The sequence below is a fragment of the Tardiphaga sp. 172_B4_N1_3 genome, assembly GCF_052076035.1.
Taxonomy (GTDB): domain Bacteria; phylum Pseudomonadota; class Alphaproteobacteria; order Rhizobiales; family Xanthobacteraceae; genus Tardiphaga; species Tardiphaga robiniae.
This window is the reverse complement of record NZ_CP197238.1, coordinates 2,199,979-2,213,329: the sequence shown is the minus strand read 5'-3', so window position 1 is coordinate 2,213,329 and position 13,351 is coordinate 2,199,979. Positions and strand designations below refer to the sequence as shown.

The window sequence follows — 13,351 nt, the reverse complement described above, 5'->3', positions numbered from 1 at the left end:
TGTCGAGGGCCACCCTGCCGGTTCAATGGAACCCGTGATGGAACCGGCATGGAACTCATATGGAACTCTTGGGCCGGTTAATCGTCATGTTCTAAGGGGCGGGTCTGTAGCGCGAGCGGGGTGCCGCGCGGCTCTGAATTCCCCGGGCTGAGGAAATTTCAATGTCGATTCAATGGGTTTTGTTGCCGGTCTTCGTGCTGGTGGCGATTACGCTGGGCATGTTCTTCTGGACCGGCCGGCGCGGCGGCCTGCTGAGCCGCAAGGATACCAGCGATCTGCCGAATACCGCTCCGCAGCTTGACCTGCTGTTCTATGCGCTGATCGCCATCGGCCTGCCGCTACGTAAGATCGATCTGGTGCTGGTCTGCCTGTCCTGGCTCTTCGTCATCGCCCGCTTCGTGAGCGCCGGATTCATTGCCAATAGCCGGGGATCGCAGGCCTGGCTCGCCAGCGCGCTTGTGTTGTTGGCGATGTGGTTCTACTTCGCGCTACGGATGCTTCTCCTGATCTGATCGGGAGCGGCGTCGCGCCTCTCTCCGTTGAAAGATTGCCATGACTCCCGCCGCCCGCCTCTCCGCCGCGATCGAAGTGATCGAGGCCATCGACACCCAGCGTGTCCCCGCCGCCAAGGCGCTGAAGGAATGGGGCACCGCGCACCGCTTCGCCGGCTCCGGCGACCGGGCCGGAATTTCCGGGCTGGTCTGGGACGTGCTGCGGCGGCGCGCCTCCAGCGCCTGGATCATGGACGACGACACGTCGCGGGCGCGGCTGCTCGGCATGCTCAAGGCCGAGCGCAGGATGGATGTCGATACGATTGCCGCGCTCTGTGACGGCAGCGGTTTTGCGCCGGAGCCGCTGTCTGACGCGGAGCGCTCGGCGCTGGCGTCGCGCACAGTGGCGGATGCACCGGCGCATATCGCCGGCGACTATCCGGAATGGCTCGATGGCCAGCTGGCCGATGTATTTGGCGACGATCGCGTGGCGGAAGCCACCGCCATGGCCAGCCGCGCGCCGCTGGACCTGCGCGTCAACACGCTGAAGGCCAAGCGCGAGAAGGTGCTGGGCTCGCTGCGCCATCTCGGCGCCACCGAAACGCCCTGGTCGCCTTTGGGGCTGCGCATCGAGCTCGGCGCCGATGCGCGCAATCCCGGCATCCATGCCGAGGAAGATTTCATCAAGGGCGGCATCGAAGTTCAGGACGAGGGCTCGCAGCTTGCGGCGCTGCTGTCCGGTGCCAAGCCGGGTGAGCAGGTGATCGACCTCTGCGCGGGCGCCGGCGGCAAGACGCTGGCGCTGGCGGCGATGATGCAGGGCAAGGGCCGGCTGATCGCAACCGACGCCGACAAGCGCCAGCTGGCGCCGATCCACGAGCGGCTGTCGCGTGCCGGCATCCACAATGCCGATATCCGCACCCCGAAGGGCCCGGATGATACGCTTAGCGACATCCACAACTCCGCGGACCTCGTGCTGATCGATGCGCCCTGCACCGGCACGGGTACCTGGCGCCGCAATCCCGACGCCAAATGGCGGATGCGGCCGGGCGCCCTCGAGGTCCGGATCAAGGACCAGGCCGAGGTCCTCGACCGCGCGGTGGCGCTGGTGAAGCCGGGTGGCCGGATCGCCTATGTGACCTGTTCGGTGCTTCCCCAGGAAAACCGCGACCAGATCCGCGCCTTTACCGCCCGCCAGCCGGAGTTTTCGGTGGTCCCGCCGGCGCAGGTGATGTCGGTGCTGTGGGACAAAGCCGAGGATTTCGCCGCCGCGACCTATCAGAGCCCGGAAGGCCTGCTGATGACCCCGCGCCGGACCGGAACGGACGGGTTTTTCGTGTCGGTGATGAAGCGCCAGCCGGTAGGCTGAGACCCCTCCGCCGTCATTGCGAGCGCAGCGAAGCAATCCAGAAGGCCACAAGCGAAGACTGGATTGCTTCGTCGCAAGGGCTCCTCGCAATGACGGGGATAGGCCGGTGCAGGGCTGCCATGACAGCCTTTTCAGCCTTGCGACCCCGCCATGAGTCGCGTAATTCCTCGCTATGACAGCCCCCAGCAAAACCTCATCTTCGCCCGCCGATCCGTCACCCCATGTGGCTTCGGCGCATGACAAGATTCTGATCGTCGATTTCGGCTCTCAGGTGACGCAGCTGATTGCGCGGCGTGTCCGCGAGGAGGGCGTCTATTCCGAAATCGTGCCGTTCAACAAGGCCGAGGCCGCCTTTGCCGAGATGAAGCCGAAAGCCGTGATCCTGTCCGGCGGTCCGGCCTCGGTGCTCGACGACAACGCGCCGTCGGCGCCGCTGTCGATCCTCACCGCGGGCGTTCCGGTACTCGGCATCTGCTACGGCGAACAGACCATGGCGCAGCAGCTCGGCGGTACCGTCGAGGCCGGCCATCACCGCGAATTCGGCCGCGCCGCTATTGAGATCACCGACACCTGCGCGTTGTTCGACGGTGTGTGGGAAGTGGGTGGCAAATACGACGTCTGGATGAGCCATGGCGACCGCGTCACCAAGATGCCCGACGGTTTTCGCGCGGTGGCGAAAGCGCCGGGCTCGCCGATCTCGATCATCGCCGACGACGTCCGTAAGTTCTATGCGATGCAGTTTCATCCGGAAGTGGCGCATACGCCCGACGGTGCAAAACTGATCCGCAACTTCGTGCGCAACATCGCCGGTTTCACCGGCGACTGGACCATGCGCGCCTTCCGCGAGGAAGCGATCGAGAAGATCCGCGCCCAGGTCGGCAAGGGCAAGGTGATCTGCGGTCTGTCAGGCGGCGTCGATAGCGCCGTCGCAGCCGTGCTGATCCATGAAGCGATCGGCGACCAGTTGACGTGCGTATTTGTCGATCACGGCATGCTGCGTAAGGACGAGGCCAAGACCGTCGTCGATCTGTTCCGGCACCACTACAATATCCCGCTGGTGCATGTGGATGCGTCGAAGACGTTCCTGGGTGAACTCGACGGCGTCACCGATCCCGAAGTGAAGCGCAAGACCATCGGCCGGCTGTTCATCGACGTGTTCGATGCCGAGGCCAAGAAGATCGGCGGCGCGGATTTCCTCGCACAAGGCACGCTGTATCCCGACGTGATCGAGAGCGTGTCCTTCACCGGCGGTCCGTCAGTGACCATCAAGTCGCATCACAATGTCGGCGGCTTGCCCGCACGCATGAACATGAAGCTGGTCGAGCCTTTGCGCGAACTGTTCAAGGACGAGGTGCGCGATCTCGGCCGCGAACTCGGCCTGCCGGATATTTTTGTGGGCCGTCATCCATTCCCAGGCCCTGGCCTCGCGATCCGCTGCCCCGGCGAAATCACCCGCGAAAAGCTCGACATCCTGCGCGAGGCCGATGCCGTCTATATCGACCAGATCCGCAAGGCCGATCTCTACGACACCATCTGGCAGGCCTTCGCTGTACTCTTGCCGGTGAAGACCGTCGGTGTGATGGGCGACGGCCGTACTTACGAATACGTCGTCGGCCTGCGCGCCGTGACCTCCACCGACGGCATGACTGCCGACTTCTATGCGTTCGACATGAAGTTCCTCGGCGAGACCGCGACGCGCATCATCAACGAGGTGAAGGGCGTGAATCGTGTGGTGTATGACATCACGAGCAAGCCGCCGGGGACGATCGAGTGGGAGTGAGAACTCTGCTTCCACAGGGATTGGGAACGAGATGCATCGTAACGGTCCTGCTTGGGCAGATCAGTTTAGAATCGAATCTGAGGTCGATCTAGATTTTGTACTTGGTCAGGCTGACAGGCTTCCTGTCGGAATGTCTCGGAGAAGTCCGCCTGAGTTCCGGAGGCGGATACTTGCCGCTTTGGTCTCTTACAAACTTCGGCTCAAATCTATCGACTACACCCTCAAGCAATACGTAGACTCATCTCTCTACGAGAGCGAAGACATATCGGTCGGAGAAGCTACGAGTGACTATCTGCGGGATAGCACGGCGGCTTTGATGCAAGAGTTGTACAAACTCCACACCGAACATCCAACTTTTGGAGTTTTGGGCGCCGAGCTGACGTTGTACCGACTGCCGCACGCTCTGGATTCCGCGAGACTTTTGGCAAATCGAGGTCTGCTGCTCGAAGTTCTACCAATTCTTCGCCTTTGCCTCGAAATGATGGCTTGGGCCAGCGTTGCATTTCGTCTGCAAGATGAGGAAAAAATAGTCGCGCTCAGAGCGCAGTCATGCATGTCAGAAGTGAAGCGCTTCTATCAAACGGCAGGCAATATCTATGGCTACCTTTCGAAGTTTTCCCATTGGGGACATGTAGTTCACGGCGAGTTTCTCAGCATCGCTGATGACGGAGTTGCAGTGGTGAACGCATCGGTTCGCTACCGAGCGATGTCCTTGGGACTTTGTCTGGTTATTCTTGATGTGTTTGTCGAGGTAATCAGAGAGCTGTATCCAAGCAGCAGCGAAGCACTGATTGCGACGATCCAAGGATCTTTGATCCGCGATGCCGATCGAAAGACACATCAGTTCTTGAAGAAAATCGCGAATATAACGCAGCTGAACGACATTAACGAAATTTGCTCACTGGCTTGTTAGCCGTGGGCCAGGATGAAGCAAGTAGTGCGGATTGACGCAGCTCTATTGTGACATCGACTTAAACCGTCAATTTCGTCATCACTCCCAGCACCGGCCCGGCCTCGGCCAATCGCTGATCCAGCGTCTGCACCGTAGCGCCATGCTCGGCGGCGATCGCAAGATGCAGCGCATCGCCGGCACGGAGTACAAGCGTGTGTTGATCGACGAACTTTGCGGCCATCCGGAAGTGTGAGCCAGTCAGAGGCGACACAAAACTGTCGACGATCAGTCTTTTGATCATGGAGCAGCCACCGGATAGCCGGGGACACTAGGGCGCATCCTCGGCCATCGACAGCGGTCGACCGATTCTCACGGTCGTCGATCGATTACTGCTCCTTCTTGAAAAAATCCTGGAAGATCAGCTGGCCCCAGGTGCGGCCGTGTGCGTGCACCAGCGCGCCACCTTCGTTGAGCTTTCCCAGCTTGACGGGTGCGAAGCCGAGTTGCTTGGCCAGGGCCGCCACGGGAGCGATCGCGTCCTCGTCGTCAGCAGACAGAAAGACGACGCGGTGCCCGCCCGCGACGATCGGATCGGTCGCCAGAGTGGCTGCACCCAGGTGATTGAAGCCTTTTACGAACCTGGCGCCGGTGAATGCCTTCGCGACGACGGCGGAGCCCGGGAGACCGTCCGGCTCGTCGGGGCCCGGAAACAGGTTCATCGCGTCGATGACCGTCTTGCCGTTCCAGCTCGGCAGGATCTTCGCAACCTCGCGATGCTCGCCGAAAGGGACCGCCAGGATGATGGTATCGGCCTCGAGCGCATCCCGCAGCGACCTGGCGACGACCGTGGGTCCGATCGCCCGGGCCTGTTGCGCCAATGCCTCGGGGGGCCGACGGCTCGCGACGGTCACGTCGATGTTTTTGCGGGCGAAGGCGTGGGCGAGGGCCTGGCCTATCTTGCCGAATCCTATAATTGCGTAGCTCATCATCTTCTCCGATTTGTTTTGATATTGATTCACGGCCTTCGAGGGCGCCGGGTTATTCGGTCCGCGGTGGCGCCCGCGTAGAGGTCCTGTGGTGAACGAGGTGCGATTTCAGATCGCCGAGAAGCCGCCGTCGACAGACAACTCCAGCCCATTCACGAAGCTTGAATCGTTTGACGCAAGAAACAGTGCGACCGCCGCAATTTCCTCAGGGCGACCCATCGTTCCCCGCGGGATCAGGGATTCGAACATCTGCTTCGCCTCCGGGGTGAGAACCTGGTCCTGCATCGGTGTGGCGATCGGTCCCGGGTGCAGCACGTTCACCCGGATATTCCTGCTCTTGAGTTCGTTGAGCCATCCGCGTGCGAATGCGTGTAGCGTCGCCTTGCTCGCCGCATACACGCTGTAACCGGGAAAACCTTTGAGCGAAGCAACTGACCCGGTCATGAAGATTGATCCGCCATCGTTGAACAGCGGCAACGCCTTCTGAACCGTAAAGAGCGTGCCGCGCGCGTTCAGGCCGAAGGTCGCATCGAAATGCTGCTCGGTAATTTCGCCCAGTGGGACGGCTTCGCCCGTGCCGGCGCTCGCGTACAGGATATCGATGTTACCCTTGACCCGCTTGACCGTATCGAACAGGCGGTCGAGGTCGTCGAGATTGGCCGCGTCGCCGCGCACGCCGGTCACATTCCGGCCAATCAGCTTGATGGCCTCGTCGAGCGCCTCCTGCCTCCGGCCCGTGATGAACACATAGGCGCCTTCTTCGACGAACCGCTTGGCGCTCGCCAGCGCCATGCCGCTCGATCCACCCGTGATGACTGCAACCTTGCCTTCAAGCTTTCCCATGACTTTTCCTTCAGACTCCGTGTTTGGTCGTTCGGGGATGCCCCCGAGAACCTCGAGATGGGTCTGCCGGCGTCAGGCTTTGAGTGCGGAGGTGCGCACATCGGTGGTGCGAAATTGATCCGGCTGGACGAACGACCCCAGCCGCGACCATCGGTGTCCGCCGTTCGGAGTTGGGTCGCGCTTGCCGGAACAGGCTATGAGAACCGCCCGTATCGCTGTTCGATGTGTTAGATGCGGGCTTTGGAAGGCGCACCGTGCGGTGCGGGATTGCACCATGATCGACTGGGATGACGTTCGCTATTTTCTTGCCGTCGCGCGCGGAGGCTCGGTGCGGGCTGCCGCCGAGCGCCTCGGTGTGAACCACGCGACCGTGTTGCGACGCATCGCCCAGCTCGAGGCACGCCTCGGGGTGCAAATGTTCGAAAAGCTGCCTTCGGGCTACCGCCTGACGGCTGCGGGCGAGGAGGTTCTCGAGTTCGCGGATCAGATGGAAGCCTCGTCGCATCTGCTGGAGACGCGCATCTTCGGTCGCGACCAGAGCGCGCGCGGGCTTTTGCGGGTGACGCTTCCACCGTTCCTCGCGACACACCTGCTCATGCCGGATCTCGCCGATTTCGCGCGTATGCATCCGGACATCGAGATGGAAATCATGTCGACCGGCGAGGTGGCAAATCTGACCAACCGAGAGGCCGACGTGGCGATTCGCATTGTCGCCAACCGCAAGACTCTGCCGCTCAATCTTCACGGCCTGAAGGGACCGGAGCTGTTCAGCGGTGTCTACATGTCTCGCGATCGACTAGCCGCGTGGCGTGCGGGCACGCCTGATCCCATCCGGTGGATCGTCATAGACAATCATGGACTCCCGGCCTGGGCGCGCGAGGGAGAGGTTCACACCACGGGAGTTCCGTTCAGGACCCCGGACGCCGAGACGCAGATCGTTGCTGTACGGCAAGGGATCGGGATGACAAAACTGCCGTGCTTCGTCGGAGATGCTGACGCTCTATTGGTGAGGGTGCCGGGCACCGACCTGCCCATGCATGGGACGCTCTGGCTTCTCACGCAGGGGGAAACACGCAAGACGAAGCGCGTGCGGCTCTTCACCGAGTTCGTATCCGGAAGGCTCGCCGCGTATGCGCCGCTGCTCGCGGGACTGTCCGTATCGCGCGACTGACGCGCGGCGGGTCGCCGACCACCAATTTGCTGACGGTGGCGGGTCAGACCGACCTTTCGGACGTGTCTTCGGAGCGTTTCTTTGCGACAGGTCGGGTGAGAACCAGCATTTCAGCCCGGCAAGCATGCCTGCCGTCATGTTTTGACCGTTGAACGCTGAATTTAAAGGGCTATTTTTACTGCAATGCAGTATCTTGTCAGTCGGTCGCGATTGACGTACTCGAAGCCGAATTCGCCTTTAGACCGGTTTTAACAATAACGGTTGGTGGCGCTGCGTTTCCAGCGTCAACCACCTCATGACGTTGGGATGACGATGAGCCTCTATTCAGATTACCTCGCTGAAATCGAAAGCAGAAAAGCTCAAGGCCTCGCTCCCAAACCGATCGACGACGGCGCGCTCACCGGCGAAATTATCGCCCTGATCAAGGACAATGGCAGCGAATACCGCGCCGACGCCCTGAAATTCTTCATCTACAACACCCTGCCGGGCACCACGAGCGCCGCAGGCGTCAAGGCCGCCTTCCTGAAGGAGATTATCCTCGGTGAGGCGATCGTCCCGGAAATCACGCCGACCTTCGCGCTGGAACTGCTGTCGCATATGAAGGGCGGCCCCTCGATCGGCGTGCTGCTCGACGTCACGCTCGGCAGTGATGCCGGGCTTGCGAAGCAGGCCGGTGAAGTTCTGAAGACCCAGTTCTTCCTCTACGACGCCGACATGTTCCGGCTGCGCGATGCCTTCAAGGCGGGCAATGCCGTCGCCAAGGGCGTGCTCGAGAGCTATGCCAAGGCCGAGTTCTTCACCAAGCTCCCGGACGTCGCGGACGAGATCAAGGTCGTGACCTACGTCGCCGCCGAAGGCGATATCTCGACCGACCTGCTGTCGCCGGGCAACCAGGCGCATTCGCGTTCGGACCGTGAGCTGCACGGCCAGTGCATGATGACGCCGCAGGCGCAGCAGGAAATCGTGGCGCTGCAGAAGCAGCACCCGGACAAGCGCGTAATGATGATCGCCGAAAAGGGCACGATGGGCGTGGGTTCGTCGCGCATGTCGGGCGTGAACAACGTGGCGCTGTGGACCGGCAAGCCGGCCAGCCCCTATGTGCCCTTCGTCAACTTCGCCCCGGTCGTCGCCGGCACCAACGGCATCTCGCCGATCTTCGCGACGACGGTGGACGTCACCGGCGGCATCGGCGTCAATCTCAAGAACTGGGTCAAGAAACTCGACGCGGACGGCAAGCCGATCCTCAACAACGACGGAAACCCGGTCCTCGAGCAGAAATTTGCGGTCGATACCGGCACCGTCCTGACGCTCGATGCCAAGGGCAAGAAGCTGCGTGACGAAAACGGCAAGGAACTGGTCGACGTCGCTGCCGCCTTCACGCCGCAGAAGATGGAGTTCATGAAGGCCGGCAGCTCCTATGCCATCGTGTTCGGCAAGAAGCTGCAGACCTTTGCCGCCGAAACGCTCGGCGTTGAGCCGACCCCGGTTTTCGCTCCGAACAAGGAGATCTCGGTCGAAGGCCAGGGCCTGACCGCGGTCGAGAAGATCTTCAACCGCAACGCCGTGGGCGTGCTCGGCGGCAAGGTGCTGCATGCGGGTTCGGACGTGCGCGTCAAGGTCAACATCGTCGGCTCGCAGGACACCACCGGCCTGATGACCGCGCAGGAGCTGGAAGCGATGGCGGCCACCGTCATCTCGCCGATCGTCGACGGCGCCTATCAGTCGGGCTGCCACACGGCATCGGTGTGGGACAAGAAGGCGCAGGTCAACATTCCGAAGCTGATGAGCTTCATGAACAATTTCGGCGTGATTACCGCGCGCGATCCCAAGGGCAGCTATCATGCGATGACCGATGTCATCCACAAGGTGCTGAACGACATCACCGTGGATGACTGGGCGATCATCATCGGCGGCGACAGCCACACCCGCATGTCCAAGGGCGTGGCCTTCGGTGCCGATTCCGGCACCGTGGCGCTGGCGCTGGCGACCGGCGAGGCGACGATGCCGATCCCGCAATCGGTCAAGGTGACCTTCAAGGGCGCGATGCAGCCGCATATGGACTTCCGCGACGTGGTCCATGCGACCCAGGCGCAGATGCTCAAGCAATGCGGCGACAATGTTTTCCAGGGCCGGATCATCGAGGTCCATCTTGGCACGCTGCTCGCCGACCAGGCCTTCACCTTCACCGACTGGACGGCCGAGATGAAGGCCAAGGCGTCGATCTGCATCTCGCAGGACGACACGCTGATCGAGTCGCTGGAAATCGCCAAGTCGCGCATCCAGATCATGATCGACAAGGGCATGGACAATGCCGGGGGCACGCTGAAGGGCCTGATCGCCAAGGCCGATGCGCGCATCGCCGAGATTCGTTCGGGCGAGAAGCCCGCGCTGACGCCGGACGCCAATGCGAAATACTTCGCCGAAGTCGTCGTCGATCTTGATATCATCGACGAGCCGATGATCGCCGATCCCGACGTGAACAACGCCGATGTGTCCAGGCGCTACACCCACGACACGATCCGTCCGATCTCGTATTACGGCGGCACCAAGAAGGTGGACCTCGGCTTCGTGGGCTCGTGCATGGTGCACAAGGGCGACATGAAGATCGTCGCCCAGATGCTCAAGAACATCGAGAAGGCCGAAGGCAAGGTCGCGTTCAACGCGCCGCTGGTGGTCGCCGCGCCGACCTACAACATCATCGACGAGCTGAAGGCCGAAGGGGATTGGGAAATCCTGCAGAAGTATTCGGGCTTCGAATTCGACGATGTGAAGCCGAAGACGTCGAACCGCACTGCCTACGAGAACATCCTTTATCTCGAGCGCCCGGGCTGCAACCTGTGCATGGGCAACCAGGAAAAGGCGGAGAAGGGCGACACCGTTCTGGCGACGTCGACCCGCTTGTTCCAGGGCCGCGTCGTGGAAGACACCACCGAGAAGAAGGGTGAATCGCTGCTGGCCTCGACCCCGGTCGTGGTGCTGTCGGCGATCCTTGGTCGCACGCCGAGCGCCGAGGAATACAAGGCCGCGGTCGAAGGCATCGACCTGACGAAGTTCGCTCCGCCGAAGGTCGGTGCGATGGGAGCGTCCGTCTTCTACTAAGGGCGGGTAACGAGGGCCGTTCGAGATCGGCGTTGGCAGGTGAATGCCTGCCGCGCCGCGGGGCCTTTACGACGCCAACTGGAAGACCGTTGGCGTCATGGGCGGCGGTCGCACCTATGAATACGTCGTCGGCCTGTGCGCCGTGACTTCCACCGATGGCATGACTGCGGACTTCTATGCGTTTGACATGAAGTTTCTCGGCGAGACCGCAACGCGGATCATCAACGAGGTGAAGGGCGTCAATCGCGTGGTGTATGACATCACCAGCAAGCCGCTTGGGACGATCGAGTGGGAGTGATCCAAGCCTATCGCTAGGACGTTCAGCAACGATCGCTGCGTAGAGTTTGGCTCCGGCAGTTTGCCTGACGGAGCCCCGGCATCGTGCACGCGATGGAATCTCGCTTGCCGGGTCAGAGATGTGTCGATGCGAGGCGAACCATTGGCGAAGGACGATTGCCCACGATCGAGAAGCAGCGTTGATCGGTGTCCGCACGTGCTACGGACGCATCATTATTTGCGCCGTAGCCGCAGCGTCAGGAAGCCGGCTACGACGGCAGCGGCCACGCTGAACAGAATAGGACCGAGATAGCTTCCCGTCCTGTCGAATAGGAATCCTGTCACCGTTGGACCCAGCAGGGCTGCCACGCCGACTGCCGTATAGAGGTAGCCGAGCATCGTTCCGATATGGCGGGTTCCGAACAGATCTGCGGCGACAGCCGGATAGAGACCAACGCAGCCGCCATAGCTCATACCGAACAGGACGCCGAACAGCGCCAGCGCAACCATGCCGTTGGCTACGGACCACAGAACGAACGAGCCTGCGACGGCAAATGTCAGGATCGAGAGCAGCCGCAAGGGGCCGATGCGGTCGCCGAGGCCGGCGAGCACAAAGCGACCAAAGATGTTCCCCATCCCAATGAGTCCAATCAGCATCGTTCCGCTTTCGAGCGAAAAGCCCATGTCGCGCGCCGCCGGAACGATATGGACATAGGGAATGAAGGTGCAGAACGAGGCCAGGATGAGCATGGCATAGAAAAGTTGGAACCTTCCATCGCTCCAGACCGCGGTGAGGCCTGGATAGGTGGTTTCATCTGCCTTGAGTACGTTCGTACTCTCCGGTCGCTTGCGAACAAACATGGAGGCCGGCAGTCCGATGACCGCAATGATGCACGCCAACAAGATGAAGCAACCACGCCAACTAAAATAGGGGACAGCCTTGCCGATCGCGAACGGCAGCGTGAGCGTGCCGAGGCCAAGCCCTGCCGTTGCAATGCCCGATGCCCGGCTGCGCTTGAGCACGAACCAGGACTGCACTGCTCCAAGCGCGGGGACGTAGGACAGACCGATCCCAAGTCCCACCCCCGCGCCATACCAAGCGTAGAGCGAGGCGAGCGAGTGTGCCCGGCTTGCTCCGGCATATCCGATGATCATCGCAATCAGCCCGACCATGATCAGTCCGCGTGATGACCATCGATCAGCGAGAGGGCCAGCGATCGCGCCCAGCGAATAGAACACGAAGGCCGAGATGGAGAATACGAGCGCGATCTCACCGCGTGACGCATCGAATTCCGTCGAAAGGCCGGGGAACACCGCTGAAAATGCATAGGCTGATCCAAAGGTCACGGCGGTCAGCGCATGGACACCGCCCACGACCTGCCATCCTTTCGCGGAGTCAGCATCTTCAGACAGCGAAACAGGGAACGGTTCTGGCATCGATTGACCTTGGCATCGTTCACGAGGGTGGAGCAGCAAATGTGACAGGGGAGGTGAGTTCATAAAAACGAATAGTGCTGATGATCATTATTCGATATTCATATGATGACATGCCGCTCCCGCTTGATCTCGATCTGCTCAGAACTTTTGTCACCGTCGTCGAAAGCGGCAGTTTTTCGAACGCTGCACCGCTGGTCGGTCGCAGCCAGTCAGCTGTGAGCATGCAGATGCAGCGGCTCGAACAGTCAGTTGGCCGGGAACTCCTGGTGCGGGGACCGCAGGCGGCCAGGCCGAACGCCGCCGGTGAGGAACTGTTGGCTTATGCCAGGAAGCTTCTCCGCCTCAGCGACGAAGCCAAGGCAGCGGTCATGCGACCGGAAGAGGTCGGATCCGTGCGCCTCGGTGTGCCCGAGGATTACGTGGCGCAGTTTCTGCCACCGGTTCTCGCGCGCTTCGCCGCCGAGCATCCGCTGGTGACCGTTGAGCTCATTTGCGAGTCTTCGCGCCAGCTCATACCCGCCATCCAGAGCGGGCGGATCGATCTGGCGATTGTCACGCGCTTGCCCGAACAGACCTTCGACGCACAGCGGCGAGAGCCTCTGGTTTGGGTCGCTACGCAAAGTCACGTCGTCTGGGAGACCGATCCACTCCCTATCGCCTTGTTCGAAGCCGGCTGCGGTCCCGCACATAGTCATGTCCTGGAAGCCCTCAACGGAGCAGATCGCGCTTACCGCGTGGCCTATTCGAGCGCGAGCCTGGCGGGACTGATCACGGTCGTGGAAGCAGGTCTTGCCGTCGCCGGGCTTCCGCGATGCAGCGTACCGCCGTCACTGCGGATCGTCGGCGAGCGCGAGGGACTTCCCTTCATCCGGGAGCTGGAAATGAGCGTGTTGTGCAGTTCTGTCTCGACTTCGCTCGCAGCCCAATGCCTGAATGACTTCCTCAAGCGCGCATTGTCGCGAAATTGCTAACTTCCAGCCGAAGCCGCCGGGGACGATCAAGGGGGA

10 protein-coding genes and 2 pseudogenes are annotated in these 13,351 nt (G+C 61.5%); 8 read left to right on the top strand and 4 right to left on the bottom strand.

Features of this window, described 5'->3' with window-relative positions:
- The first annotated feature begins 161 nt into the window (after positions 1–161).
- The 4 genes from AB7783_RS10340 to AB7783_RS10325 all read left to right on the top strand — a co-directional run bounded on the left by AB7783_RS10340 (position 162) and on the right by AB7783_RS10325 (position 4,553).
- Positions 162–512: a hypothetical protein gene (locus tag AB7783_RS10340; protein ID WP_441277559.1), complete on the top strand. Its 351-nt coding sequence runs from the start codon at positions 162–164 to the stop codon at positions 510–512.
- A 40-nt stretch (positions 513–552) separates the two neighbouring features.
- Positions 553–1,860, top strand: a complete 1,308-nt coding sequence (locus AB7783_RS10335; protein ID WP_441277558.1) for an RsmB/NOP family class I SAM-dependent RNA methyltransferase — start codon at positions 553–555, stop codon at positions 1,858–1,860.
- Positions 1,861–2,032: 172 nt separating this feature from the next.
- On the top strand, positions 2,033–3,640 hold the full coding sequence (gene guaA / locus AB7783_RS10330) for a glutamine-hydrolyzing GMP synthase (RefSeq protein ID WP_441277557.1): 1,608 nt from the start codon (positions 2,033–2,035) through the stop codon (positions 3,638–3,640).
- A gap of 178 nt (positions 3,641–3,818) precedes the next feature.
- Positions 3,819–4,553: a hypothetical protein gene (locus tag AB7783_RS10325; RefSeq protein ID WP_441277556.1), complete on the top strand. Its 735-nt coding sequence runs from the start codon at positions 3,819–3,821 to the stop codon at positions 4,551–4,553.
- A 58-nt stretch (positions 4,554–4,611) separates the two neighbouring features.
- Here the strand turns inward: AB7783_RS10325 and AB7783_RS10320 are convergent.
- The 3 genes and pseudogenes from AB7783_RS10320 to AB7783_RS10310 all read right to left on the bottom strand — a co-directional run.
- A pseudogene (locus tag AB7783_RS10320) lies at positions 4,612–4,791 on the bottom strand (PIN domain-containing protein); the annotation flags it as partial.
- A 127-nt stretch (positions 4,792–4,918) separates the two neighbouring features.
- Positions 4,919–5,518, bottom strand: coding sequence for an NADPH-dependent F420 reductase (locus AB7783_RS10315; protein WP_441277555.1), 600 nt, complete (start codon positions 5,516–5,518; stop codon positions 4,919–4,921).
- 108 nt (positions 5,519–5,626) lie between these two features.
- Positions 5,627–6,361, bottom strand: coding sequence for an SDR family NAD(P)-dependent oxidoreductase (locus tag AB7783_RS10310; RefSeq protein ID WP_441277554.1), 735 nt, complete (start codon positions 6,359–6,361; stop codon positions 5,627–5,629).
- 274 nt (positions 6,362–6,635) lie between these two features.
- Between AB7783_RS10310 and AB7783_RS10305 the strand changes: the two genes are divergently transcribed.
- The 3 genes and pseudogenes from AB7783_RS10305 to AB7783_RS10295 form a co-directional block, all read left to right on the top strand.
- On the top strand, positions 6,636–7,532 hold the full coding sequence (locus AB7783_RS10305; protein WP_439083324.1) for a LysR family transcriptional regulator: 897 nt from the start codon (positions 6,636–6,638) through the stop codon (positions 7,530–7,532).
- Between the two features lie 312 nt (positions 7,533–7,844).
- The gene (locus AB7783_RS10300) at positions 7,845–10,631 is read left to right on the top strand and encodes a bifunctional aconitate hydratase 2/2-methylisocitrate dehydratase (RefSeq protein WP_441277553.1); all 2,787 of its coding nucleotides are present in this window, start codon (positions 7,845–7,847) and stop codon (positions 10,629–10,631) included.
- 61 nt (positions 10,632–10,692) lie between these two features.
- Positions 10,693–10,929 (top strand): annotated as a pseudogene (locus AB7783_RS10295) (GMP synthase (glutamine-hydrolyzing)); the annotation flags it as partial.
- Positions 10,930–11,141: 212 nt separating this feature from the next.
- On the opposite strand, the gene AB7783_RS10290 reads toward AB7783_RS10295, so the two are convergent.
- Positions 11,142–12,344, bottom strand: a complete 1,203-nt coding sequence (locus tag AB7783_RS10290) for an MFS transporter (RefSeq protein ID WP_441277552.1) — start codon at positions 12,342–12,344, stop codon at positions 11,142–11,144.
- 80 nt (positions 12,345–12,424) lie between these two features.
- Between AB7783_RS10290 and AB7783_RS10285 the strand changes: the two genes are divergently transcribed.
- On the top strand, positions 12,425–13,315 hold the full coding sequence (locus AB7783_RS10285) for a LysR substrate-binding domain-containing protein (protein ID WP_441279678.1): 891 nt from the start codon (positions 12,425–12,427) through the stop codon (positions 13,313–13,315).
- Positions 13,316–13,351: the final 36 nt, after the last annotated feature.

Coding starts and splice junctions, on each gene's coding strand:
- AB7783_RS10340 (WP_441277559.1), top strand. CDS start 162: ATGTCGATTCAATGGGTTTTGTTGCCGGTCTTCGTGCTGGTGGCGATT.
- AB7783_RS10335 (WP_441277558.1), top strand. CDS start 553: ATGACTCCCGCCGCCCGCCTCTCCGCCGCGATCGAAGTGATCGAGGCC.
- guaA (WP_441277557.1), top strand. CDS start 2,033: ATGACAGCCCCCAGCAAAACCTCATCTTCGCCCGCCGATCCGTCACCC.
- AB7783_RS10315 (WP_441277555.1), bottom strand. CDS start 5,518: ATGAGCTACGCAATTATAGGATTCGGCAAGATAGGCCAGGCCCTCGCC.
- AB7783_RS10310 (WP_441277554.1), bottom strand. CDS start 6,361: ATGGGAAAGCTTGAAGGCAAGGTTGCAGTCATCACGGGTGGATCGAGC.
- AB7783_RS10305 (WP_439083324.1), top strand. CDS start 6,636: ATGATCGACTGGGATGACGTTCGCTATTTTCTTGCCGTCGCGCGCGGA.
- AB7783_RS10300 (WP_441277553.1), top strand. CDS start 7,845: ATGAGCCTCTATTCAGATTACCTCGCTGAAATCGAAAGCAGAAAAGCT.
- AB7783_RS10290 (WP_441277552.1), bottom strand. CDS start 12,344: ATGCCAGAACCGTTCCCTGTTTCGCTGTCTGAAGATGCTGACTCCGCG.
- AB7783_RS10285 (WP_441279678.1), top strand. CDS start 12,425: ATGATCATTATTCGATATTCATATGATGACATGCCGCTCCCGCTTGAT.